The sequence below is a fragment of the Frankia torreyi genome (genome assembly GCF_000948395.1).
GTDB lineage: Bacteria > Actinomycetota > Actinomycetes > Frankiales > Frankiaceae > Frankia > Frankia torreyi.
Map to the genome: position 1 here is coordinate 1 of NZ_JYFN01000087.1, position 23020 is coordinate 23020.

Genomic DNA, 23020 nt, shown 5'->3' on the forward strand with positions numbered 1-23020 from the left:
GTGAGGTACACCGCGAGATCGTCTGCTGCCCATCCCGCCCGCAGCGCGGCCGCAACCGACGGCACCAGCTCCCGCTGTGTCCTGGCCCCGAGCCGCCACGGATGCGGCAGAGCAGCCAGCAATGCCGCAGCGGCCGCCGTGTTCTGGTCGGGGATGGGGTCCTCCACCGCCGCCTGTTCGCCGCGTGCGGCGTGGGTGGTGGATTGGGTGTTCACCTGGGTAATTCCGGGGGTCTGGGAGCTGGACCCCCGGGGGGTCTGGGAGCTGGACCCCCCCCGTCCGGGAGCTGGACCCCCCCCGTCCGGGAGCTGGACCCCCCCCGTCCGGGAGCTGGACCCCCCCCTGGCGGCCGGCTGGGCATCACCACGGCTGCGGCGAGCGGACCGCAGATCATCGGCCACCGTGACGTCCCGGACGTGCGGGGCATCGGGGTGGTTGATGTAGATCCGGTTGCTGGTCTGCGACCCGTTCGCCCGGTACTGCGGCACGATCGTCACCATGCCCAGCTCCAACTCAAGGGCCCGCTGGTGCTCGATCACCGTTGCCCGGCTGCACTCCGCCTCAGCGGCGATCAATCTGGCGCTGGGCCAGCACGCGAAGTTCGCGTCGACCTTCTCGCACATCAGAATCAAGATCAATTTGCGTAGTGGGTTGCCCACCTTCTGCCTCTTCGCCCATGACAGGGCCTCCCAGCTCGACAACGTCCCTCCAAGGGGGATCGTGGGCGAGCACGGTGGCCACCGGACCTCGGGTCCCGTAACCTCGAACTCGCCTGGCATTGGCGACGTACAGCGGCCCGGGGAGCGCCAACTCCCCGGGCCAACGTCGTTTATGGGTGCGTACGGAGCATCCACCCGGCTGCGGGCCGGACCGGTGCTCCCGGTATGCCTCGGTGTGTCGTCGCGAGCACACGACCACGGGACCTCGGCATCGGGTCAGTACCGACCTGTAGGCGGTGAGGTCGGCCAGTGGGCTGACTCATCCCGCTCGAGCTCGCTGACGAACTCGACCCGATCGGACGGGATCACGCACATGGTGACCTCGATCGGTCGCCCTGTCCGCGCAGACGTCCCGACGCGGGACAACTCGGCGACCGGCAGCGCGGTCGCGATGCCCAGTAGACGCGCCTCCTCACGGTCCGGCATCCGGATACGGAAGGTCTCCGCCCATCTCAGCGGTCCATGGCCCGCCTCCTCCAGGCGGTCGAGGTACCCGCCAGGGCCGGTATCCGGTTCGGCGCACCGCGGCGCATCTGCGATGCCGTCTGGCCCTATCCACGTGTCCGCGACTTGGAATGGCGACTCGCCGACCGGCGACGTCACCCGCCGGCGCCGTACGGCATCCGTCCACGGCGGGATGCCGAGTATCTGCGCTACACGTGGAGGGCATGGGATTGTCGCGACTCGCGGTCGTCCGTGGGTCTGCCACGGCTCGTTGGCACGGTGGGTAGCCGGCATGATGTAGCCCCGCGCCGGGTCCCGGCGCACCAGCGTGCCTCGTATGACTCTCCGTCGGGCGACCTGGTCTCTGACGATCACTCCCTTACCGCGTACACCGACGACCAGCCCGTCGGCCTGGAGTAGGTCTATGGCCCGGCTGATCGTCGGATCTGCAGTGCTGTACCGCTGGCGCAGATCCGCGTAGCTCGGCAGCGGCGTGCCGGGGGGATACAGCCCATCCTCGATCTCCTGGCGGAGGTCGCTGTGGATCTGCCGGTAGATCTGCGGCCTATCCGGCACCATCTCTGACCTCCCGATTGTCCGTCACCGTTACCGGCATCTAGCTAGATGCTTGACACACCATATCCAGGCGGTCCATGCTCGCCATGCATCTAGCTAGTTAGTGGCCTACATGGCGGCCCCCGGCGCGGACTCCTACCTCCGGCCGGGGGCCTGGGCCGACCTACAACGGAGGTCAACCTGTGATGCAGCATGCCCGACGGCGCCCGGTGCGGCGCCCCGCTGTCCCCGGTGACGGGGATGACCGGTCGTGGCCGACGTTGCCGCGGGACCCGGATGGGGAGCCGCGGCGCTGGGTCGTGATCGTGAACGGCAAGGGCGGGTCGCGATGACCGCGCCGACGATGCCGGTCCAGGCCGAGATCCTGGCGGTGGATCCGTACGAGTTGCTGGCGTTGCCGTCGTGGTCGGTGCCGGTGTTGCGGGCGGTGGTGGACGGGGCGCCGCGTCCGTGCGCGGACTGGCCGGCCCTGTTCGCCGACGCGGCGGATGCCGAGGACGAGGCCGGCGATGAGGGCCAGGACGAGGCGGCCGGGGTGCTCGGCGCGGTGGTGGTGGGTGCGGCGCGGCGGGTGTGTGCTGCCTGCCCGGTGCGCGCGGAGTGCGCGGCGCTGGCGATGGTCCCGGTGGTGGAGGTGGTGGACGGGCAGCCGGTGACGGTGCCGTACGCCCCCGACGGGGTGTACGGCGGGCTGACCGGCCGGGAGCGGGCGGAGCTCGCGGCGACGCTGCCGATGACGGAGCTGGTTGCGGGCGAGGCCGTCGAGGTGGCGGTGGGCCGGGTGCCGGTGGCGCGGGAGTGCGCGCGGGAGGGCTGCACCGTGGTGGTGCCGCCGACGGCGCGGCAGGCGGCCCGGGAGCGGCGGTACTGCTCGCCGCAGTGCCAGGGTCGGGCGGGCGGAGAGCGGAAGCGGTCGCGTCGCGCGGCGTCGCGGCCGGTGTGCGGCCGGGAGGGCTGCTCCGAGCGGGTGCCGGCGGGGCGGGTGCGGTACCACTCGGCGGAGTGCGGCCGGTTGGTCGCGCGGGCGCAGGCGCGGGCGTGGCGGGCTCGGCAGGCTGCGGCCCGCCGGGCCGGTGGGGCGGTGTCCCGGTGACCGCCCGGATCACCCCGCAGACGCTGGCCGTGACGGCGGCGGTGGAGCAGTGGGCGCCGTCCGCGTCCGTGCTGGATCTGCTGGTGGCGGACGCGCGGGGGCATCTCGCCGGGCTGCTGTTGCGGCGGCTCACTGTGCGGGTGCGGGAGGTCTACCCGCAGGCCGCGGCGCTGCGGGTCGATGACCTGACCGAGGAGGGCGTGCGGCTGCTGGCGGTGCTGGGCGCGGACGGCGCGCCGCTGCCGCAGGGGTCACGTGACGACGTCGACGACGGCACGCCCGCCTGGGACGACGCCGAGTTGGACTCGGTGGACGACCTGATCGCCGAGGATCTGGCCTGGTACGCCGGGCTGGCGACGCCGGACGACCCGGACGACTGGGCACGTCTGCCGCTGGCGGGTGCCTGATGCGCCGGTATCTGGACCCTGACGGGCTGGTCCACGGGCTGCCGACCTACCCGTACCGGTACGCGCCGGACGGCCTGTACACCCGATCCCAGTTGCGCGAGATGGGTCTGCGGCCGATCGCCGACCCGGTGGCGCAGGTGATGTGGGACGGGTCGGCGCGGCACCGCCGGTCCGGTGAGCCGGTGCGCACGGCGGCGCTCTACGACATCACGCAGACCCTGCTGCGGGACACCCCGAGCCTGACGCGGCTGGCGCAGCTCGCGATCGCGCGGGCCTGCCGGCGGATCTGCCCGGCCTGCGACCGGATGTGGCCGTACGTGATCCCGGCGGCCGCCGGGATGTGCCTGGACTGCCAGACCCTGACCGCCGCCGGTGTGCCGGTCGGGTCGTCAACGGACGTTTTTGACCCGACGGCCGGGAGGGCTGCGGCATGAGCGAGCGGATCGAGCGGGCGGTCGCGGCGGTCGCCCCGGACGCGCTGGGCGCGACGGCGTTCGCGGTGTCGTTCACCCACGTCCAGCACGTGCTGGAGACCCACGGGGCGCACGGGTGGACGTCGTGGGCGCTGTCGGTGGCGCTGGAGGCGCTGGCCATCACCGCGGTGCTGGAGCTGCGGCGCCGCCGCCGGCTGGCGCAGTCGGTGCTGCCGCCGGTGGGGGTGCTACTGACCGGCGTCGCGCTGGTCGTGGCCTGCAACCTGGAATCGGCGACGGCGAAGGGCTGGGGGACGGTGGTCGCCCTGCTGGGCCCGCTGCTGTACCTGCTGGCCTGGTCGCTGGTGGCGACCCGCGGACGGTCGGGTCCGGACCCGCGGGCCGAGCGGGACGCCGCCCTCGCCGAGCTCGCCGAGGCTGCCGCGGCCCGTGACTGGGCCGCCGGTGTGGTGGAGACGGTGCGGGGCGAGTTGGCGGCGCTGTCCGCCGAGCGGGACCAGGCCCACGCCGGCCTCGCCGCCGCGGAGGCGGCGCGGGCGGAGCTGGCGGCGGAGGTCGCCGCGGTGCGCGCCGCCCAGGAGGCGGCCGTCACCGAGGCTGCGGCCGCGGAGCGGGACGCGATGGCTGCGGCCGTGACCGTGGCCTGCGAGACGCGGGACCAGGCCCTCGCCGAGCGCGACGCGATCCGGGTGCAGGCGGAGGACGCCGCCCGGCAGGCCACGGAGGCCCGTGCTGCGGCGCTGGCCGCGGAGCGCGACGCGGCCGGCGCCCGGCAGGCGGCGGCGCGGGCGACCGCCGACCTGACCGAGGTCCGGTCCGAGCGCGACGCGGCGCTCGGTGAGACGCGGGCCGCGCGGGCCGACCGGGAGCGTGTGGAGCAGACCGCGCGGGAGACCGCTGCGGCGCTCGCTGCCGCCGAGGCGGAGCGGGCCGGGCTCGCCGGCGAGCTCGTCGCGACTTCCCGCGATCTTTCCCAGGCCCGCGCCGACCTGGAGGCGGCGGCTTCCCGGGAGGTTTCCCAGACGGCCGAGCAGACCGGCGCCGGGAAGGGTGCCGGGAAGGGCTCGGGGCTGGCCGAGTGGACGGCGGACGCGACGCCGCAGGAGCTGGCCGCGCTGGTGGCCGTGCTGGAGACGATGCAGGTCAGGCGTACGGGCAAGGGGCTGACCTACGCCGCGGCCCGGGGCGTGCTGGGCGTCCGCCACGCCGTCGTGCGTACCGCGGTGGACACCGCGCNGGGAAGCCTGCGGGCGGGCACGCCAATCTTCCCCGGAGGTTTCCCGGGTGACGACATCGAGGACGCGGAGATCGTCCCGATGCCCTCCCCGCGGGAGCTGGAGAGCGCGGCTGCGGGAGGCCGGCGGTGAGCGCCGGGGACCGGCGCGGCCAGGTGCTGGCGGCGCTCGCCGCGAGTCCGCTGATCGACCCGGCGGCGTCCGTGACGCAGCTGCTGCGCCTCGCGGACGAGCTGCTGGCCGCCGCGGTGCCGGCGGTGGAGGCGACGGCGATGGATGAGCGGCTGCGGGCGGAGATGGCCGCCAGCACCGGCACGGCGTGGACGACGGAGACGACTGGGAGGAGGTGGGCGGCATGAGCGGATCGGCTGCGGAGACGCAGGCACCCGAGCAGATCTCGGGTGGGTGGACGCCGGTGGTGGAGGAGACCCCGGCCCCGCCGGCGCCGCCGGTGCGCCGGCGGGGGGTGCCGGCGGGGCCGGTGATCATCGCCGCCGGCGAGGCCGGGGTGATGGCCGGGTCGAGCCTGTATGCGGCGGCGGGGGTGCCGGGGCTGATCGCGGCCGGGGCGGTCGCGGGGACGGCGGCGGCGGCCCGCACGGTCCGGGTCGCCCAGCGCCGCGCGGCGTCCAGGGCGTCGACGTCGGGGGGTGGCGCGGGCCGGGGCCGCAGCGGGTCGGGGCCGGTGCCGGCGGCGTTGCGTCGCCTCGCCGGGGCCGGCCGGCGTCGTGGCGCGGGCGGCGGGCCCGGTACGGGGAAGGGTGCGGGGACCGGTACGGGCACGGGCCGTCGCCGGCGGGGGGCGGGTACGGGCCGCCGGCCCGGGTCGGGACGTGCGGGTGGTGCGGCGGGCCGGACGGCCGGTGGGCGTCGTGCTGGGGGCGGGCCGCTGACGCGTGCGGCGCGCGGTACGGGGGGTCAGGCGGCGCGCGCGGCGCGCCGGTCGGGGGCGGCGGCGGTGCGCGCGGCGCGGCTGCGGGGCGCGGGGATGGTGCGGGCGGCGCGGATCGGCCGCTCGGCGGCGGGCCGCCTGGCCGCCGCGGTGCGCCAGGCCCGCTCGCCGTGGGCGGCGGCCCGCGCGGCCCGGCGCGGCCGCTACCGGATGGTCGCCGGCCAGCGGCGCCGCCGTGGTGGCGGGTTGGGTCGGCTGGTGCGGACCGGGCTGGGGCTGCTCGCGGCGCTGGCCGCGGTGGGCTGGTGGCTGGGCCATCGGGGGTGGCGGCTGACCCGTGCGGGCTGGCGGCGCCTGCGCGGTCCGCGTCCCGGCCCGGACGGCCGGCCCGGGACGGATCTGATCGGCCCGCTGGCGCAGCTACGGACACCGCCGATCGGCGGGCCGGCGGCGCCGGTGCCCCCGCCGGCTGGCGGGGGGGCGATGGACCCGCAGGCGATCCTCGCTGGCGCCCGCGCGGCGCTGGCGGGGGTGGCGTTCGCGACGTTCGGGCGGCTCCCGGAGATGCCGGAGATGCCGCCGATACCTGGGGGGCCGGTGGCTTCCCTCATGCCAGGACACGACAGAGGAGATGCAGCGATGGCGGCACGGGATCGAGACGGCCGGTCACTGGCCGGTGGGAGCGGCGGGGNGTTCCTGCTCCCCGAGCAGGCGGAGACGATGATGCAGACGGCCGCGGCCTACGCGCCGCCGTCCGGCCCGCAGATCGGCCGGGACATGGCGCAGGTACCCCAGGCGGTGGAGCACATCGCGGCGGCGATCGCCGGGCTGTCCCGGCTGGCCGCCGACGAGCTGCCGGTGCACGAAACAATCCGCGAGCTGCTGGACTCCGCGGCGGCGCAGATCGTGGCGGCCGCGGGCACGCTGGCCAACCTCGGGCCCCTGTTCGAGCTGGTGCACCAGACCGACCTGCACCGCCTGCGCCAGCCCCGCCCGGGCGAGGGCCTGTGGGACAGCCACCACGCCGGGGACGCCTGAGATGGCCGCGGACAGCACGCCCGACAGCAGTGGGCAGCAGACGCAGACCGCGGGGCGTGGCCGCCGCTGGGAGTGGGAGTGGACCGCGGCCCACGGGCCGCTGGCCGGCACCGTCAACGCCGCCGGCGCGGCGATGAGCGCCGCGATGGTCGGCGACCTCGCGGGCGTGAACCCGCTGTGGGCGGCCGGCGCCGGGCTGGCCGGTGCCGGCGCGAGCGCGCTCGCCGGCGCGCACAGCGGCCTGTCCCGCGCCGGGATCGCCTACCGGGTCGCCTGCTGGACCGCGGCCGGCGGGTGGACGTGGCACGCGATCGGGTCGGGCGCCTGGTCGCTGGATTCGGCCGGCGCCCTGGTCGTCGGCGGCGTCGCCGGCGGACTGTTGGCGCCGGTGTTTGCGCGGCATGAGCGGCAGGAGTCGGCCCGGCGGCGGCGGATGCTGCTGGCGACCGCGCGGGCGCGTACGGCGGAGGAGTGGGTGGACCGCATCGAGCGGGTCTGCCGGATCCGCGGGGTGCAGATCGTCAGCGTGGTCGACTGGGAATCCGGCGCCGGCTACTCGATGGACGTTGATCTGCCTCGGGGCGGGGCGTCCTGGCGGACGTTGGCGAGGTTCTCGGAGGATCTCGCCAACGACGCGGACCTCCCGGCCGGCGCCGGCGTGGAGGTGCTGCCGGGCACGACGCGCCGCTCGGCAGTGCTGGAGATCAGCACGGTGGACGGGTTCGCCGAGGACCTGCTGTTCGGCGACGACTACTCCGAGCTGACGATCAACAACCCGTTGATGATCGGCCGGTACCGCAACACCCAGCCTGCCGAGGCCCACCTGCGCGAGACCTACGCGCTGGTCGTCGGGGAGCAGGGGTCAGGCAAGACCAACCAGCTGTACGTGCTCACGGGACAGCTGGCCCGCTGCACGGACGTGATCGTCTGCCACATCGACCCCAACGGCGGCGGGCTGCCCCGGCCGTGGGTGATGCCGTGGGTCGAGGGGCAGGCAACCCGGCCGGCGGTGGACTGGGTGGCCTACGAGCCGGTCGAGGCGGAGCGGATGACCGGCGCGCTGCTACGGGGCATGACCCGCCGCAAGGGCGCCTACCACGGGCGGATGCGCGCCGCGAACGACGACAAGCTGCCGATCGACAGCTCGGTGCCGGCGATCGTCGTGATCGTCGACGAGGCCGCGGAGATCATGGCGCCCGACGCGCCGGTGGAATGGCGGCCCACGCGGGACAACCTGCGCGCGATCCAGCGGCAGGGCCGTGCCATGGGCATGCTGATCATTTTTGCGGGGTTGCGGGCCACGGTGGAGGTCCTCGGCACCACCACGGTCAAAAAGCTCACCCAGTTGCGGATCGGGATGGGTGTGACCGACCAGGTCGAGCGGGCCATCCTGTTCGGTCAGGCCAGCACGATGGACGGCGACCAGGTGCTCGGCCGCGGCTACGGCCACCTGTCCTACCGCGGCGAGCAGCCCCGCGCGTTCAAGGGGCTGCGTATCAAACCGGAGACGATCACCGCGTTGACCCGGGCGGTCGCCGGCCGGCGGCCCGCTCCGGACGCCCCGACCCTGGAGGCGTTCGGAGCGGACTGGGCCGGCCGCTGGGAGCGCACCCTGCCCGGCCTGGTCGCCGCCAGCGACACCGACGGCGACGGGCCGGCGAGCCCGGAGGACCTGGTGGCGTTCGCCGCGGGCCTGGCCGCGCAGGCCAACGGTGAGGACCCGAACGCCGCGATGGACCAGGCCCGCGCCGCCGGACCCGAGGCCGCCCAGGACCTGCTCGACGACGTCATGCGCGAGGGCCCCGCCGACGCGGACACGGCCAACGCCCGCGCCGCCGACGCCGTGGAGAAGGCCCGGCGTCTGCTCGCCGAGCAGCGGGCCTGGCGAGAGCTCGTCGACGGGTGGGACGCCACCGCCCCCGACCCGCAGAGCACCCCCCCGGCCGACGGCGGCGCCGGCGGCGAGGAGATCGACACGGACGCGGCCCGCGCCCGGATGATCGAGATGCTGTATGCCGCCGGCCCGAAGGGGATGGCCGCAGGCGTCTTGTGGAAGGCGCTCGCCGCGGAGGGCATCGACCGAACCCGGCAGGCGGTCGGCGACTGGCTGCGCCTCGCGATCGTCGCCGGGCAGGTCGTCCAGCTCCGCGAGCGCGGCCCGTACTACCACGCCGACCACGCCCCGAAGGGGCCCGACGGCGACGACGGACAGTGACGCAAGGCCGATGACGCAAGGGATGACGCAACCCACGACGCAAGGCATGACGCAAGGCGGATGCAAGCCGGCTGACCTCGCCTATAGAGGCGGCCGGACGGGGGCCGCCGGAGCTTGCGTCATCGGTTGCGTCATCCCCCACCACCCTCACTCTCTGCCACGGATCGGAGTGTCATGACCCCTCACAAGATCGCCGCCCCACCGCCGGCCACCCGGCTGACGAGCACGCTGATCGTCGGCCGGGTCGGTACCGGCAAGACCGTGGAGACGGTCGCGCGGACCCGTGCGCACCTGGACGCCGGCGGTCTGGTGTGGCTCGCCGGTGACCCGCTGCCCGCCGGCGGGGNCGACCATCGCCGGCTCGACTGGCACGAGCGGGGTGCCGACGGCATCCGCAGCCTGATCGAGGTGGCCTGCCGGCTCGCCGCCGGCCGACTGCGCCTGGACGCCGCGGTCGGCCCGCTGCTGCTGGTGGCCGACCCGTGGCCGACCGGGCCCGCCGCCGGCCGGTTGACGTGGCTGGCCGAGCACGGCCCGACCGGTGTCACGCCGGTCGGCGTGGTGGCCACCGCGCTGCGCCCCCCGCCCGGTGCGGTGTGGGGCGAGCGGATCGACCTGCCCGCCGCCCTGCCCCTGTGACGTGCACCGTCCGCCGTACACCGTGCACCTAACTGTCACCTAAAACGCGCGTTTTCAGCGCATCCACGAAGGGGCGATCTCATGCCGATCCGTGTCCGGGCCCAGCGTCGGCTGGGCCCCCTGCGGGCCACCATCACCGAGCGCGGGCTGTCCAGCGTGACGTTGCGGGTGGGCCGCACGTCCTGGCGGTTGTGGTCGCGTACCGGCGGCCGCCGCGGGCTGACGAGCGTCAACCTGCCCGGCCCGCTGTCGTGGCGGCCGGCGGCCCGGCCGCGGACCGCCGGCCAGCGTGCCGCGGCGGCCGGCCGGTCCCGCCGCCGCTGGCTGCTGCTCACCGTCCTCGCCCTGGTGATCCTCGCCGGGGCCGCGGCGCACGGCGTCGACGGCCGGCCCCTGGCCGCCCTCGCCGTGACCGCCGCCGTCTGCGGCGCCGGCTACCTGCACCGCCGCCGGCGTCCCTGACGCACACCGTCCGCCCCCCTCTACCTGGAGGATCTGTGACCATCCCGACCACCATCCCCGCGCTGCTCCGCGCCGCCGCCGGCGAGATCACCACCCGCGGGTGGTGGCAGCACGACTACCTCGGCGACGACGGCGAGGTGTGCCTGATAGGCGCGCTGCGCGCCGCCGCCGGCGCCCACCCGCTCCGGGAACCGGAGGAGCCGGACGCCCACGACCTCCTGGGTGCGGCCCTCGCCGACCTCGCTCTGCGCATCCCCGCCGACGTCGACGAGGACCCGGACCCCGAGGTCGGCCTCGGCCTGTTCGACACCGGCGCCGGCGCCGCCATCGCCGACTGGAACGACGCGGACGGTCGGACCGCCGACCAGGTGACCACCCTGCTGCACACCGTTGCCGCCGACCTGGACCGCCCCGCGGCGGCCGCCTGATCGGAGTGCACGGTGCACCGCCCACGGTGCACCTCACTTCATCTGACGTGCACGGTGGTGCGCCGTGCACCCAACCGAGAAACGGAGATCAAAAGATGGCGAAGAGGATCGACCCGACCGACAAGAAGGCCGTCACCCGCCGCGAGGCGGTGAAGTTGGCCGTACGGACCGCCGTGGTGGTCACGGTGGTGAACGCGGACCGGACGCCGGACGTCGACCTGGAGACCCGCCGGCCGGGCGACCAGGGGCGTGGGTGACGTGCACGGTGCACCGTGCACTCTGGATGACCGGGCGATCAGGGTGGCGCTGGTCGCCGCGCTGGCGGCCGCCGATCCGGCGGGCCGGGTCCGCCACGAGCTGGACGTCGCCGCATGCCGGGTGGATGTGGCGCTGATCGGCGAGCACGAGCTGACCGGCTACGAGATCAACCTGCGCCGGCTGGCCGGGCAGGCCGCGGCGTACAGCGCGGTGCTGGACCGGGTGACGCTGGTCGCGACCGGGCACCACCTGGACCACGCTGCGGCCCGCGTGCCGGCCTGGTGGGGGCTGACCCGCGCCGAGGACGCTGACGGTCATGTCCGTCTCGTCTGTGTCCGTCCGACCGGGATCAACCCGGCTGTTGATCCGGCGGAGCTGGTCCGCCTGCTGTGGCGGGAGGAGGCCCGCACGCTGCTGTGGCAGCGGGGGCGCCGTCGGGGCACGTCCCGGCTGCGCCGCGGTGAGCTGCAGGACGCCGTCGCCGCCGACTACCCGCTGGACGAGCTGCGGGCCGCGGTGCGTCGGATGCTGCGGGCCCGCCCTGCGGCCTGGACCGCTGCCAGCGTGGCCGTCGGCTGACGCTGCGGCCCCGCCCGCCGGCGACGCCCCGTCCTTCTCGGTCCCCGGGAGCGGCGGGGCGTCGCCACGTCTGGGTGCACCGTGCACCGTGTCCGTGGACGTGTACGGTGCACCCGACTACGGTCCGATCATGCCCGCCGTCCGGATCACCATCGCCGCGCACAAGGGCGGCGTCGGCAAGTCGGCGACGACGGCGGCGCTCGCCGGCGCCCTGGCGCTGACCGGGCATCGGGTCCTGGCCGTGGACACCGACCCGCAGGGCGCGCTCGGCGCGCTGCTGGGGGTGCCGTCGCCGCAGCCTCCCGGGCTGTACGAGGTGCTGACCGGCGGCGTGCCGGCCACGGCCGCGGTCGTCCGGTCGTCCACTCCCGGCCTGCTGCTGCTGCCCGCGACCCGCGATCTGGCCGCCGCCGACCTCGAGTTGCCCCGGCGGGCCGGCTGGCGTCGGGCGCTCGCCGCCGCCCTGGCCACCATCCCCGCCGGCGCCGCCGACGTCATCCTCATCGACTCCCCGCCCGGGCTCGGGGTGCTGCCCGTGCTCGCGCTCGGCGCCGCAACGCACGTCGCCGTCGTCACCGAGCTGGAGCATCTGTCGATCCGGGCCCTGCCCGACGCGCTCGACACCGTCCGCCAGGTCGTGACCACCGCCGGCGGCTCCCCGCGGTTGCTCGGCATCGTGCCGAACTCGGTGGACCTGCGGACCCTGCACCAGCGCGACGCCTATGGGCGGCTGCGTGAGCTCTACGAGCCGTGGATCCTGCCCGGCCTCCCGGCCCGCGTCTCGGTCAAGGAGGCCGGCCTCGCTGGCCTGCCGATCAGCCTGTACGACCCGCACGGCGACATCACCGTCGCCGTGACCGCTCTCGCCCAGGAGGTGGCCCGCCGTGCCCTCGTCCCCGACGCGCCGACACCGGCCCAGCATGAGTGACCCCGCCCCCGCCGGCACCGGCGCCGGTCAGCGGGCCTTCTTCGACGACCCGCCGACAGGAGGAGGTGCACCGTCTACCGTGCACGACAGCGACACCGGTACCCGCTGGGACGAGACCCACCAGCGGCGCACCGTCTGGCTGCCCCGCGAGCTGGTGGAGGCGATCGTGGCCGCCGCCGCGGCGACCGGGCAGAGCCAGGCCAGCCTCGTCCAGGAGGCGCTGCGCGCGCATCCGGCGATCGCCGCCGAACTCGCCGGGGGCCGGTCGTAGCCGACGCCCTGGTCCCGGTCGGAGGAGTCCGGCCGGGACTGCACACCGTGCACGGTAGACGGTGCACCCTTCCGCTATGATTGGCGTGTACACGCCAACTCTGGGAACGGGAGAGCATCGTGGATCACGGGAGTCGGGTGGTCGGGGCGTTGGAGGGCCTGTGGCGGGCGGTGCAGGCCCGGCACCCGGACGTGCCGGCCGTCGTCATGATCACCGGGTCGGCGCATCAGCAGCGCGGTGCGTCCCTGTACGCCCGGGAGAACGGCCACTTCGGGCCGGACCTGTGGACCTCCGCGCAGGCCCCGGTACCCGAGCTGTTCCTCGCCGGCGAGCTGCTGCACCAGGTGGACGGGCAGCCGGTCGGGCACCGGGCGCTGCAGACCCTGCTGCACGAGGCCGCGCACGGCCTGGCCCACGTCCGCGGAATCAAGGACACCTCCAGGTCGGGCAACCGCTACCACAACCGCCGCTACGCCGCGCTCGCCACCGAGCTGGGTCTCGTCCCCCCGGTGGAGCCGGACGGCCGCGGCTGGTCGGAGTGCACCCTGACGGCGGCGACCGCCGTCCACTACGCCGAGGCCCTGGCCGCCCTCGCCGACGCCACCCTGCCCTACATGCGTGACCCGTGGGTGCACGTCCCGACCCCGGTCCTCATCGGCGCCGGTGGTCCGGCCATCCCCGGCACGGACGACGACGGGGACGGCCAGGGCGGCGCCGCGCCGACCGGCCCGGTCGTGGCACCCCCGCCCCGGCGACCTGGCGCCGGGCGCGCCGGGTCCCGGCTGTCGATCGCCTGCGGCTGCGAGCCGCCGCGGCGGCTGTCGGTCNCCCCCCGCCAGCACGAGCTGGCCCCGATCCTGTGCGGCGCCTGCGAGGCGCCGTTCGAGACCACCGACGACCCTGACCTGGGAGAGACCTCGTGACCCTCACCGACGCCCGCGCCCTGATCGGCACCGACCGGCTGTGGCTCGTCCCCGGCACCACCGGCAAGGTGCTCGTCGGCGTCCGCGTGCACGACGCCCGCATGTCCTACGGCCGCCCGCAGCTCCACGTCCAGCCGCTGGCCGGCCGCGGGCACCGGTGGATCGACGCCGAGCTCACCCAGCCGGTGGAGGACTGACGTGCACCGCACACCGTGCACCGTGCACGGCACAGACGATCGTGACGTCACGACCGTCTGCCGGTGCGGCTGCGGCGAGGCGTTGCCGGCAGCGCCGGCCGGCGGCGGACGGGCGCCGCTCTACGCCTCCCCGGCGTGCCGGCAACGCGCCCACCGCCGGCGGCGTCCCGTCGCTCCCACGACGCCGGCGGATCCGCCGTCCGTCGCGCCGCTGCTGGCGCAGGTGCGGGAGCTCGCCGCGGTGCTCGACGCCGGCGGGCGTCCCGACCCGACCGGAGTCCGTGTGGTCGAGGACCTCACCGGGCGGCTGCTGGCCCGTGCCCGCAGCCGCGGGCAGACCCGGTGGCTGCCGTGGGTGGACGCTGCCGGGCGGGAGCGGACCGCGCTCGACGACGGCGACGTCGAGGCGCTCACGGCCCGGCTGTACGCGGACGGGGCCCGGACGGTGGGCCCGCCGCAGCCGTCCCGGCCGGCCTGCGCGCGGTGGGTGCAGGCGTGGCGCCGGGACACCTCACCCGGGGCGCAGACCTACGCGCCGCTGGAGCTCGTGCCCGGATACCCCCTCACCGAGGTGGACGCGCGGGTGCTGGTCCAGGGCTGCCGTGACGGCGGGGAGAGCTGGGCATCGATCGCGGCCCGCGCCGGCGTGCCGGTCGCCGAGGCGCGCACCCGCTGGGGATGACGTGCACGGTGCACGGTGTGCCCGAGTAAAGAAATACCTCTTGGATCATGCTCGGAGCCTGTCCTGTTTGTCCCGTTTCTGACGCCCGGGAAAGAAACTTATCGGGCGTCAGAGGGGCTGACAGCCCCGGGCCTACTGCCGATGGTCATGAGGCGGTACTGTGATCAGGCCGCTTTCGTGAGCTGTCTGATCAGCTCACGGCTTGTCAGACGACAGCTTGCTCCACCGGGTCGGGGGGGCGGTACCGGGGGACCAAGCAGCACGGCGCACTTCGGTGCGTCCGCGTGCTGCTGGCCCCGACCCGGTGGCACACCTCATGACGGCGTTCCTACCGAGCGTCCTGGGGAAGGTCGGGAGTCCCCGGAGCGCGGTACGGAGCACCCGTGTCCACCGGCCTCACGGTCGCCCTCATCGCCCTGTCCCTGCTCGCCGCCGGCGCCCTCGCCGGGCTCGCCGGCGTCCTCGCCGCCGTGCTACGCCGCGCGGCCGGCGCTTCGTTCTACGCCGCACTGCTCACCGGTGGTGGGGCCGCACTCGCGGTGTTCGTGGCCCTGGTCGGCGTCGCCGGCGTCGTCGTGGCGGGGTGCGGGCTGTAGGTCGGCGTACGCCTCTCTTATGTCGCGGAGTGCCTGGGAGGTGCCCAGCGGCCCGCTGACCTGCACCAGCGTCCGACGTCTCGCCCACCCGTTGTAGACGGGTGGGCCGGTGGGCCCCCCGGTGGGCGGGCGGGCGAGCGGGCCGGTGGGCGCGCGGCGGGGAACGGTGCGGGGAAGGGCCGGGGGCACCAGGTGTGCGCTGTCCTCCTGCCCACCAAGGAGGGCCGCGGTCAGGCTCTCCGACGGGTACGCGGTCGGGTACGCCCACAGGCAGTAACCGCCTGGCCGGGGCCGGTCAGGCGCCGGTGCCCGTGTCGTCGGCCGGCGGCTTGCGGGGGGTGCGCTTGCGGGCCGCGGACCGGCTGGCGGCCTGCTGGCGTAGCTGCGCGGCCTCGGTGGTGAGCCGGTCGCGGTCGGCTTCGGCGCGGGCGGCGCGGGCCGCCTCGGTGGCGTGCTGCACGCGCAGCTCGGCGAGGTCGGCGGCGAGCCGGCCGGCGTCGGCCTGTGCGGTGTCGCGGGCGGCCTCGGCGTTGCGGGCGGTCTCGAGGGCCGCGGTGCGCTGCGCGTCGGCGCGGGCGGCCTCGGCGACGGCGTCGCGCCAGGACTGCTCGCTGGCGGCGGCCCGGCTGGTCGCGGCGTCGGCGGCCGCCCGGGCGGCGTCACGGTCGGCCTGGGCGCGGGCGGCGTCGGCCTCGGCGGCCTGGCGGGCCCGGTCGGCGTCGGCGGCCTGCTCCCATGCCCGGGCGGCGTCGGCCACCGCGGCGTCGCGGGCCTGGACGGCGGCCTGCTCGGCGCGCTGGGCGGCGTCGCGTTCGGCCTGCGCGGTGACCCGGGCCTGCTCGGCGGCCCGCCAGCCCTCATCCGCCCGGTCGGCGCGTGCCGTCGCCGCGTCGCGGGCCTGTTCGGCGGCGGTGCGCTCGAGTTCGGCGGCCAGGCGTGCCCGGTCGGCGGCCTCGGCGCGGGCGAGCGCGGCCTGCTCGGCGTCGCGGGCCGCGGCCCGCTCGGTCTCCGCCTGCTCGGCGCGGCCCACGGCCGTGTCGCGGTCGGCGGCGGCGGCCGCCGCGTCGGCGCGGGCCTGGTCCCGGTCGGCGCCGGCGGTGCGGGCGGCGTCCTGGGCGGCCTCGCGCTCCGCCTGCGCGGTGTCGGCGCGGCGCTGGGCGTCGGCGGCCGCGGCCCGGTCGGCGTCGGCCTGGGCGCGGGCGGCCGCGGCGGTCTCATCGGCGGCGGCCGCCGTGGTGCGCGCCGCCTGCGCCTCGGCGAGCGCGGCGTCCCGCTCGGCCGCCGCGCGGGCCACCTCCTCCGCCGCGGTGCGCCGCGACGCCTCAGCCTCGGCGGCGGCCGCGGCGATGCGGGCGGCCGCGCCGGCCTCCGCCCGGCTCACCGCCGACTGGACGCCGGCGGGGGTGAGCTCGGCGGCCAGCCCGTCGCCGAGCCGGCCGATGTAGGTCTCCAGGCGGTCCAGGAGGTCCTCGGCGGCGGCGACGTCGCCGCCGATGCCGCCGGCGGCCCGGCGCGACGCGCGGGCCCGCTTGGCCTGGTCCTGGCAGTCCCGGTCCGGGCAGTACCGCCGCCGCCGCCCCGAGCCGCTGGCGCGCTGCTCCACGGGCCGGGAGCACCAGGCGCACGGCAACGTCTCCGCCGCCGGCGGTGTGACGGGGTCGGGGCCCGGGTCGGCGGGGACAGCGACGGGATCCTGCACGGGGGTCGTCATGATCCCCACCCTACTCTAAAAACAGATTTCCGGAAACAGAAATCTGTTTTTAGGGGTGGGAGGGTCCGGGAAGGTTTGAGGATGATCGTGGGCCGGCGGTGCGCGGCGCGTCCAGCCCGGGCCGGTCAGGCCGGCTCCGCCGCTACCGGGTCGGCGTGGTCCCCGGTGCTCCCCGCCCGCCAGACGACCCAGGACCGTCGCGCTGAGCCCCCGCCGGTCGGGTGCACGCTGGCCGGGCGGACGCCCTGGATGGTCCTGCCGTCTGGCAGGACCTTCATATGTGCCTTCGCGATTTGGTGACCCGGCGGCGCTGTGAGCGGCCCGCCGGCGGTGCGCCGCGGGCAGGTCGCGGGGATGGTCAGCGGGGCGCGGCCGGGCGGGTGGGCAGGGTGATGGTGGCGCCGACCAGGGTGCCGGCGGCGGCCGCGCCGGTGAGGGCCTCGTACATGTCCGGGCCGGTGAGGTCCGCGCCGGACGCGACGAGCGTGTGCACCCGGCGGTGGCGGTGCAGCCCGGCGAGCCAGCCCGCCGGCGGCACGCCGAGGGACCCGTCGTAGAGCAGCCCGCCGCCGGCCGGGCGGGCCAGGCGGATGGTCTGGCCGCCGGCGGCCAGACGCACGGTCCAGCCGGCCAGCACCGGCAGGCCCGTCAGCGCGGCGCCGTCCAGCACGCCCACCAGCTCCCAGCCGAGGGTGAGCAACGTGGCCACGCCCAGGTCCACGCTGTCGCCGCCCTGCACGGTGTACGCACCGCGGCCCGGGGACAGGGCCAGCACCGGCGCCACCCCCGCGACCGCCAGCGGCAGGCAGATCATCGGATCGTCACGCACCCGCGGGCCCTCCAGTACGGGACCGGCGGACGCTCTGCCCGACCGCCTCGGGTGTCGTCGCGGCCAGCTGCGCGTCGTCGAGCGCCACGCCGATCTCGGCGAGGGCGGCCGCGGCCGCGGCGTAGGTGCCCTGCGCGGCCACCAGCGCGGCCAGCCCGTCGCCGCGCGCGGCCGCGGCGGCGGCCTGCGCGGCCAGCAGCGCCTGGCCCAGCAGCGTCGCGGCCGCGGTGCGCCGTGCCGGCGGCAGCCGCTCGACCTGCTCCAGAGCCGTCTGCACGGCGACGGCCACCGCCGTCGCCGGCGTGCGTACCTCGTCCACGTCCACCGTCCGACCGTACCAACACCGGTGTTTGGTCACACGGATGCAACACCGGTGTTGTGCCCAACACCGGTGTTGCGTATGGTGTGGGCCGTGGACATCACGATCAGCGGTCTGACCCGGCCCCAGGCTCACGCCCTGATCCGGCTGACCGGTCCGTACGTGGACCCGGAGCTCGCCGCCGTGGCCCGCCGCGACGTCCACCACCGCACCCTGACCGCGCTGGAGGCCCGCGGGCTGGCCTGGTCCACCGCCACCGCTGCCGGGCCCACCGAGGCCGGCGTCGCCGCGGTGACCGAGGCGCTGCGCCCGCTGCTCACCGACCGCCTCGCCCGCGTCCAGGCCGCCGCGGACGCCAGCTGGCTGGCCCAGACCGTCGGCATCGCCCTGGTGCCCGAGTACGGCGGCTGGCATGTCGAGGTCATCCACCAGCCCCACGGCCGCCGGCCTGCCGGCGCCTACGGCCCGTATCTGACCGTCCTGCCCGCCCGCTACCACGTCCGGTAGCCCACCAGCCCCGGGCACATCCCGGCCCTGCCTCAGAGGAGTACCCATGGCCAGCCGCACACTGTCCGCCGTCGCCGGCGCCGCCGCGCAGATCCGGACCGAGCTCCGGGCCCGGCCCGGTGCCCTGTCCGGCGCCGCGATCAGCGTGACCAGTGATCGCGCCTCGTTGCTCCGCATCGTGCGGGTGCGTGTCGACCAGACGGGGGCGACGCCCGAGGACACACGGGCCATGGCCCGTGACGTCTGGACTGTCGTCCGCCGCCACTGGCGAGGCGGCTCCGAGGTGATCGTGAACGGCCGCTACCTCGGAGAGCGCTACTGACCCACCAGCCCCGGGCGCGGCGCTCATCTGCCAGGACGCACGCCGCGCCCGGTCCCCCACCCAGTCACCCAGGAGGGATCTCCATCATGGCCGGCCACACCTACACCTGCCCACACTGCAACATCACGTCCCAGCCGCTCGCCAGCGCCGCCGAGGCCACGCAGATGCTCACCACTCACCTGCAGGTCCAGCACGGCCACCTCGGACGGCGCGAGCCCCAGGCCCAGAGCCGGTGACCGCCGCACACTGATCACACCCGCCCCGCCGGCCCGGCATCCTGCCGGGTCGCCCCCCCACAGGAGGATCACATGGCCCAGAGGACACCCGAGGAGACCGAGGCGCTGACCACCAGTCTGGAGGCGCGGCGTCAGGCGCATCTGGGTGATGCCGCCTACTACCGCGGCCGCGCGGCCGATGCCGACGAGGCCGACGTGCGCGCCGCGTACGAGCGCGAGGCGACCGACGCGCACGGCCGTGCCGCGCGCCGCGCCCGGAACATCGCCGACGTCCGGGCCGGCCGCGACTAGCCGACCCCCCGCCCCCCGGTCCGGCATCCCGCCGGCCGGGGCCGCGGCACGGTCCTGAGACCCCACCAGCCCCGGGCGCGGCGCTCATCTGCCAGGACGCACGCCGCGCCCCCTGACACNCCCNCCCACAGGAGGAGATCATGTTCGGACGCGAGTCCCGCCACGACAAGGCCGCCCGGCTGCGCGCCGCCCACGGCGAGGCAGTCCGCCAGCGCGACGCCGCATCCCTGTCCCCGACCACCACCCCGCAGGAGTACCAGGCCGCCTCCACCGCGGCGACGGCCGCCGCGATCGCCGCCGGCCGCGCCGCCGACGACGCGGCCCCCCGCTATCTGCGTGTCCGGATCCCCCGCGGCCGCCGCTCCTGACACCCACCAGCCCCGGGCGCGGCGTTTATCCGCGACACCACCGCACACTGATCACACCCGCCCGTAGGAGGACCTATGACCCGCCCCACCCGCGAGCAGCGCCTCGCCGCCGCCCAGGCCGACCAGGACGTCGCCACCCGCCAGGCCCAGGCCCGGATCCTGGACGGCGCCGACGCCCTGGACCCCGCCGACACCAGCCTGCGCGCCCAGGCCATCCGGGCCACCGCCGCCGATATCCGCACCGCCCCGGACGTGGCCGCGCAGCGCGAGGCCGTCTGGCGCGACTGACCCACCCCAATGCGGCCCCGGTCCGGCATCCCGCCGGCCGGGGCCGTCGTCATGTGCTGGGCGGGCGGCGGTCGCGCTGGCGGCGACGGTCGGCGCGGTCGATGTGCCGGCCGAGCGCGTCGATGGTCTCGTCCACGCGGGCCACGACCCGCATCGTCGCGCCGAGGGCGTGCTCGAGCCACGCCGGCGCGGTCCCGGTCGCGTGCAGGGCGGCGACCGCCTGGTTGAGGTTGCCGCCGACACGGCGCAGCTGCGTCTCGGCGCTGAGGACCTCCATCAGGCAGTCGCGCAGCGGGTCGTGCATCGGGGGACGGGTGTTGCGGGCGGCGGCGAGCGCGGCCTCGGCGATGTAGCCGGACAGCCGCAGCCCCGCCAGCTCCGCCGCCGACCGCAGCTCGGCGATCTCGTCGTCGCCCAGGCGCACCGACACCGTCCGCCGCCCCGGCCCCGGCTCACCGTGCCGCCACGGGCTGGCCTCCCCCCGCCGGTACGTCCGCCACCGGGCCACCCCCGACGACGGCCACCCCGACACCGGCACGCCCATGCCGTCCGCCCCCGCCGGGGCGGACCCGTCCTCACCCATGCCACCCACCCGTCCACGGCCGCATCTGTGTTACAGATGCATACCTTGCTACCGGGTGATCATGTATGTCGTATCGCATCCGTTGCGCACTCGACACGCCCAACCCGACGCAGGTTGCCCCGCCGACCCGGCCCCCGCGGGCGGCGTGTCGCCGCGCAGACCCCCCTCCAAAAGCCCCTCCAAAAGGGGCTCCAAAAGCCCCTCCGGCTCTATCCGGAGGGGGGTCTGACAGCACGTCCGCGCCGGCCCGGGGGCTGTAGACCCCTCCGGCCGCTGCCCAGACTCGTCGGCACTCGCCCGAAAAACACGCCGGCGGCACCGACCCTGCCCCGCAACCGGCCGGATTATGAGCGGGACGACCGCTCATAATCGGCGACCGCGCGCACAAGTCAACGCCGTTGACTATCCCGCGACGACCATGATCACACCGATCAGCGAAAGATCCAGGACGCGCCAAAGGCGAACGATCCCATGATCTTTTCTGAATGGATCTTTTCTGAATGCGGGAGTGTGATCGAGGGTTGAAAATGCACGTTTTTGATCCCGAGGCCCGCCGAGCGCGCCTCGGCAACCAGCCGGGCAACCTCTCCCCGGGTGTGCAGCGGGGTGTGCAACCCCGTGCACGACGGTGTGCAAACCGGTGTGCAACGACTGTGCATGCACGGCCCCAACGCGCATGCGCGCGCCTGCGCGCGTAGGCCCCGGCCGCCCCCGGCCCGTGCACAACGACCTCGCCGGCGCCGGTCGGGCGCGCGACCCGGACGCCTCCACCCAGCTCACCCGACCCCGGGCCCGGCCGCGGCGCCGCTACCCGGTAGCGGACCCGCCGCTACCGGACGACCGTCACGTAACGACCGCCCGGCCGGCGGTGAACGCACTCCTCACGCCACTCCGCGCCTCACTCCCTGCGCAACTCCGCGCCCCGCTCCGCGCGCCACTCCTCACCGTGGCGCGGGCCTGGCGGCCGTCGTCGCAGGCCAGCACCGGCGGGCAACCTCGGACGTGGCGCTCGACATGTCTTATGCAGCCGGGCGAGACAGGCCGGAGTGCTCAGAGACGGCGAGGTCGTCGATCAGTCAAACTCCTCGTCTTCGTACTCGTAGTACTCGTATTCCTCGACGATCTCGTACACCTCCTCGACAACCTCAACCTCGTACTCGACGTACTCGCCCTCGCCGTAGCCCGCCGGATGCGACATGCCGTCATGATCCGTCGCCGCCGCAGGAACGTCTGAGGTTCTCCTTGATCAGACGATGTACGACGCCGGATCGTCGATATCGACCACGACCCCCGGCCCGTACCCACCGGCGACGTCGCCCTGGCCGACCGGCACGCACTCGCGGCACCACGACCGACGCGCCGGATGCCCCTCGGGGAGCGCCGTCGCGCCGACGATCAGCGCATCCCCGCAGCCGACGCACGCCGGCGGGATCTCGTCATCGTCGTCCGTCCACGGCGCCACCGGCGACCCGTACAGGCAGGCCGTGCACTCCCCGATACCGGTCGCCGTCACCCCCGGGATCAGCGCCGCACCACACCCGGTGCACTGCCCCATCGCGCCCATCGCATCCACGTCCTGGTCCACGCCGGCCTCCCTGCACTCCACGTTGTCCGTCACCGTGATGATCCCGCCACCCGGACGAGCCGCTCAGCGGGCCCACACCGACACGACCCACACCACCACGCCCGGACGGACCCGACAGGCCGTCAGCGAGGCGCACAGGGTGTCTGTCCGGCTCGCCCCGTGTACGGACGACTACGACGCGACGACCGACAGCGGGTGGCAGCGTGGGCACGGACGCCACCGTCCATCCGCTGCCTCATGACGCCGCGTCGGCTCGTCACACTCCCCACACCAGGCCGACCGAGGGAGCGAGACCGGTCCTGCCTGCTGAACCGGCGTCGGGATATCCGCCACCCGGCCTCGGAACACCGCGACCGGCGAGTGAACGCCCCCCGGGTTCGCAGTGAGGTACACCGCGAGATCGTCTGCTGCCCATCCCGCCCGCAGCGCGGCCGCAACCGACGGCACCAGCTCCCGCTGTGTCCTGGCCCCGAGCCGCCACGGATGCGGCAGAGCAGCCAGCAATGCCGCAGCGGCCGCCGTGTTCTGGTCGGGGATGGGGTCCTCCACCGCCGCCTGTTCGCCGCGTGCGGCGTGGGTGGTGGATTGGGTGTTCACCTGGGTAATTCCGGGGGTCTGGGAGCTGGACCCCCGGGGGGTCTGGGAGCTGGACCCCCCCCGTCCGGGAGCTGGACCCCCCCCGTCCGGGAGCTGGACCCCCCCCGTCCGGGAGCTGGACCCCCCCCTGGCGGCCGGCTGGGCATCACCACGGCTGCGGCGAGCGGACCGCAGATCATCGGCCACCGTGACGTCCCGGACGTGCGGGGCATCGGGGTGGTTGATGTAGATCCGGTTGCTGGTCTGCGACCCGTTCGCCCGGTACTGCGGCACGATCGTCACCATGCCCAGCTCCAACTCAAGGGCCCGCTGGTGCTCGATCACCGTTGCCCGGCTGCACTCCGCCTCAGCGGCGATCAATCTGGCGC

At 75.5% G+C, this 23020-nt stretch carries 28 protein-coding genes and 1 pseudogene; 20 read left to right on the forward strand and 9 right to left on the reverse strand.

What is annotated here, in order from left to right; all coding sequences use genetic code 11:
- The coding region (locus tag FF36_RS36540) for a helix-turn-helix domain-containing protein (protein ID WP_206778491.1) at positions 1–623 on the reverse strand (623 nt) is incomplete at its 3' end.
- A 312-nt stretch (positions 624–935) separates the two neighbouring features.
- On the reverse strand, positions 936–1742 hold the full coding sequence (locus FF36_RS41280) for a GntR family transcriptional regulator (RefSeq protein WP_010921760.1): 807 nt from the start codon (positions 1740–1742) through the stop codon (positions 936–938).
- Between the two features lie 325 nt (positions 1743–2067).
- Here FF36_RS41280 and FF36_RS31865 point away from each other — a divergent pair, with 325 nt between their 5' ends.
- The 15 genes and pseudogenes from FF36_RS31865 to FF36_RS29100 all read left to right on the forward strand — a co-directional run bounded on the left by FF36_RS31865 (position 2068) and on the right by FF36_RS29100 (position 15016).
- Complete coding sequence (locus FF36_RS31865; protein ID WP_052681572.1) at positions 2068–2832, forward strand: WhiB family transcriptional regulator; 765 nt, start codon at positions 2068–2070, stop codon at positions 2830–2832.
- Entirely contained in the window at positions 2829–3239 is a 411-nt protein-coding gene (locus tag FF36_RS31870; protein WP_128423419.1) for a hypothetical protein, read from the forward strand. Before FF36_RS31865 ends, FF36_RS31870 begins: the two co-directional genes overlap by 4 nt.
- A complete protein-coding gene (locus FF36_RS29025) occupies positions 3239–3673 on the forward strand; it encodes an RRQRL motif-containing zinc-binding protein (protein ID WP_010921742.1) in 435 nt (144 codons plus the stop codon). Before FF36_RS31870 ends, FF36_RS29025 begins: the two co-directional genes overlap by 1 nt.
- Positions 3674–5036: 1363 nt before the next feature.
- Complete coding sequence (locus tag FF36_RS29040) at positions 5037–5267, forward strand: hypothetical protein (protein WP_010921744.1); 231 nt, start codon at positions 5037–5039, stop codon at positions 5265–5267.
- 1572 nt (positions 5268–6839) lie between these two features.
- Positions 6840–9053: a hypothetical protein gene (locus tag FF36_RS29050; protein ID WP_010921746.1), complete on the forward strand. Its 2214-nt coding sequence runs from the start codon at positions 6840–6842 to the stop codon at positions 9051–9053.
- A gap of 720 nt (positions 9054–9773) precedes the next feature.
- Entirely contained in the window at positions 9774–10154 is a 381-nt protein-coding gene (locus tag FF36_RS39475; RefSeq protein ID WP_010921748.1) for a hypothetical protein, read from the forward strand.
- 35 nt (positions 10155–10189) lie between these two features.
- Positions 10190–10582 carry a DUF6197 family protein gene (locus tag FF36_RS29065; RefSeq protein ID WP_044888399.1) on the forward strand — a complete coding sequence of 131 codons (393 nt, stop codon included), beginning with the start codon at positions 10190–10192 and terminating at the stop codon, positions 10580–10582.
- A gap of 95 nt (positions 10583–10677) precedes the next feature.
- The gene (locus FF36_RS35690) at positions 10678–10839 is read left to right on the forward strand and encodes a hypothetical protein (protein ID WP_157867029.1); all 162 of its coding nucleotides are present in this window, start codon (positions 10678–10680) and stop codon (positions 10837–10839) included.
- Between the two features lies 1 nt (position 10840).
- Positions 10841–11419, forward strand: a complete 579-nt coding sequence (locus tag FF36_RS35695) for a sce7726 family protein (protein WP_157871748.1) — start codon at positions 10841–10843, stop codon at positions 11417–11419.
- Between the two features lie 88 nt (positions 11420–11507).
- A complete protein-coding gene (locus FF36_RS31880; protein ID WP_206778492.1) occupies positions 11508–12347 on the forward strand; it encodes a ParA family protein in 840 nt (279 codons plus the stop codon).
- The gene (locus FF36_RS29080) at positions 12340–12618 is read left to right on the forward strand and encodes a hypothetical protein (RefSeq protein ID WP_128423421.1); all 279 of its coding nucleotides are present in this window, start codon (positions 12340–12342) and stop codon (positions 12616–12618) included. Before FF36_RS31880 ends, FF36_RS29080 begins: the two co-directional genes overlap by 8 nt.
- Positions 12619–12737: 119 nt before the next feature.
- Positions 12738–13445: pseudogene (locus FF36_RS31885) on the forward strand (hypothetical protein); the annotation flags it as partial.
- A gap of 92 nt (positions 13446–13537) precedes the next feature.
- Positions 13538–13738: a hypothetical protein gene (locus FF36_RS29090; RefSeq protein ID WP_044888401.1), complete on the forward strand. Its 201-nt coding sequence runs from the start codon at positions 13538–13540 to the stop codon at positions 13736–13738.
- Between the two features lies 1 nt (position 13739).
- Positions 13740–14420, forward strand: coding sequence for a hypothetical protein (locus FF36_RS29095; RefSeq protein WP_044888402.1), 681 nt, complete (start codon positions 13740–13742; stop codon positions 14418–14420).
- A 383-nt stretch (positions 14421–14803) separates the two neighbouring features.
- Positions 14804–15016 (forward strand): hypothetical protein, encoded by a 213-nt coding sequence (locus tag FF36_RS29100; protein WP_044888403.1) that lies wholly within the window; start codon positions 14804–14806, stop codon positions 15014–15016.
- A gap of 295 nt (positions 15017–15311) precedes the next feature.
- Here the strand turns inward: FF36_RS29100 and FF36_RS35700 are convergent, their stop codons facing one another.
- The 3 genes from FF36_RS35700 to FF36_RS29120 form a co-directional block, all read right to left on the reverse strand.
- Positions 15312–16727, reverse strand: a complete 1416-nt coding sequence (locus FF36_RS35700; RefSeq protein WP_010921752.1) for a hypothetical protein — start codon at positions 16725–16727, stop codon at positions 15312–15314.
- A gap of 358 nt (positions 16728–17085) precedes the next feature.
- Positions 17086–17556, reverse strand: a complete 471-nt coding sequence (locus tag FF36_RS29115) for a hypothetical protein (protein ID WP_010921753.1) — start codon at positions 17554–17556, stop codon at positions 17086–17088.
- The gene (locus FF36_RS29120) at positions 17549–17881 is read right to left on the reverse strand and encodes a hypothetical protein (protein WP_044888404.1); all 333 of its coding nucleotides are present in this window, start codon (positions 17879–17881) and stop codon (positions 17549–17551) included. Before FF36_RS29120 ends, FF36_RS29115 begins: the two co-directional genes overlap by 8 nt.
- 87 nt (positions 17882–17968) lie before the next feature.
- Between FF36_RS29120 and FF36_RS29125 the strand changes: the two genes are divergently transcribed.
- The 5 genes from FF36_RS29125 to FF36_RS29145 all read left to right on the forward strand — a co-directional run bounded on the left by FF36_RS29125 (position 17969) and on the right by FF36_RS29145 (position 19887).
- Entirely contained in the window at positions 17969–18382 is a 414-nt protein-coding gene (locus FF36_RS29125) for a hypothetical protein (RefSeq protein WP_128423423.1), read from the forward strand.
- 46 nt (positions 18383–18428) lie between these two features.
- The gene (locus FF36_RS29130) at positions 18429–18704 is read left to right on the forward strand and encodes a hypothetical protein (RefSeq protein WP_044888406.1); all 276 of its coding nucleotides are present in this window, start codon (positions 18429–18431) and stop codon (positions 18702–18704) included.
- An 86-nt stretch (positions 18705–18790) separates the two neighbouring features.
- Positions 18791–18940, forward strand: a complete 150-nt coding sequence (locus FF36_RS35705) for a hypothetical protein (protein WP_157867034.1) — start codon at positions 18791–18793, stop codon at positions 18938–18940.
- A 72-nt stretch (positions 18941–19012) separates the two neighbouring features.
- Positions 19013–19231, forward strand: coding sequence for a hypothetical protein (locus FF36_RS29135; RefSeq protein ID WP_044888407.1), 219 nt, complete (start codon positions 19013–19015; stop codon positions 19229–19231).
- Positions 19232–19674: 443 nt separating this feature from the next.
- Complete coding sequence (locus FF36_RS29145) at positions 19675–19887, forward strand: hypothetical protein (protein ID WP_044888409.1); 213 nt, start codon at positions 19675–19677, stop codon at positions 19885–19887.
- A gap of 49 nt (positions 19888–19936) precedes the next feature.
- Here FF36_RS29145 and FF36_RS29150 read toward each other — a convergent pair whose 3' ends face one another.
- The 4 genes from FF36_RS29150 to FF36_RS29155 all read right to left on the reverse strand — a co-directional run bounded on the left by FF36_RS29150 (position 19937) and on the right by FF36_RS29155 (position 22055).
- Complete coding sequence (locus tag FF36_RS29150; RefSeq protein ID WP_010921757.1) at positions 19937–20470, reverse strand: plasmid mobilization protein; 534 nt, start codon at positions 20468–20470, stop codon at positions 19937–19939.
- A 431-nt stretch (positions 20471–20901) separates the two neighbouring features.
- Positions 20902–21084: a hypothetical protein gene (locus tag FF36_RS36545; protein WP_128423424.1), complete on the reverse strand. Its 183-nt coding sequence runs from the start codon at positions 21082–21084 to the stop codon at positions 20902–20904.
- A 458-nt stretch (positions 21085–21542) separates the two neighbouring features.
- Positions 21543–21668 (reverse strand): hypothetical protein, encoded by a 126-nt coding sequence (locus FF36_RS40235; RefSeq protein WP_255355985.1) that lies wholly within the window; start codon positions 21666–21668, stop codon positions 21543–21545.
- 48 nt (positions 21669–21716) lie between these two features.
- A complete protein-coding gene (locus FF36_RS29155) occupies positions 21717–22055 on the reverse strand; it encodes a hypothetical protein (protein ID WP_206778493.1) in 339 nt (112 codons plus the stop codon).
- Positions 22056–23020 lie beyond the last annotated feature (965 nt).

Coding starts and splice junctions, on each gene's coding strand:
- FF36_RS39475 (WP_010921748.1), top strand. CDS start 9,774: ATGCCGATCCGTGTCCGGGCCCAGCGTCGGCTGGGCCCCCTGCGGGCC.
- FF36_RS35690 (WP_157867029.1), top strand. CDS start 10,678: ATGGCGAAGAGGATCGACCCGACCGACAAGAAGGCCGTCACCCGCCGC.
- FF36_RS35700 (WP_010921752.1), bottom strand. CDS start 16,727: ATGACGACCCCCGTGCAGGATCCCGTCGCTGTCCCCGCCGACCCGGGC.
- FF36_RS35705 (WP_157867034.1), top strand. CDS start 18,791: ATGGCCGGCCACACCTACACCTGCCCACACTGCAACATCACGTCCCAG.
- FF36_RS40235 (WP_255355985.1), bottom strand. CDS start 21,668: ATGTCGCATCCGGCGGGCTACGGCGAGGGCGAGTACGTCGAGTACGAG.
- FF36_RS29135 (WP_044888407.1), top strand. CDS start 19,013: ATGGCCCAGAGGACACCCGAGGAGACCGAGGCGCTGACCACCAGTCTG.
- FF36_RS29025 (WP_010921742.1), top strand. CDS start 3,239: ATGCGCCGGTATCTGGACCCTGACGGGCTGGTCCACGGGCTGCCGACC.
- FF36_RS29145 (WP_044888409.1), top strand. CDS start 19,675: ATGACCCGCCCCACCCGCGAGCAGCGCCTCGCCGCCGCCCAGGCCGAC.
- FF36_RS29130 (WP_044888406.1), top strand. CDS start 18,429: ATGGCCAGCCGCACACTGTCCGCCGTCGCCGGCGCCGCCGCGCAGATC.
- FF36_RS31865 (WP_052681572.1), top strand. CDS start 2,068: ATGACCGCGCCGACGATGCCGGTCCAGGCCGAGATCCTGGCGGTGGAT.
- FF36_RS29050 (WP_010921746.1), top strand. CDS start 6,840: ATGGCCGCGGACAGCACGCCCGACAGCAGTGGGCAGCAGACGCAGACC.
- FF36_RS29150 (WP_010921757.1), bottom strand. CDS start 20,470: ATGGGTGAGGACGGGTCCGCCCCGGCGGGGGCGGACGGCATGGGCGTG.
- FF36_RS29080 (WP_128423421.1), top strand. CDS start 12,340: ATGAGTGACCCCGCCCCCGCCGGCACCGGCGCCGGTCAGCGGGCCTTC.
- FF36_RS41280 (WP_010921760.1), bottom strand. CDS start 1,742: ATGGTGCCGGATAGGCCGCAGATCTACCGGCAGATCCACAGCGACCTC.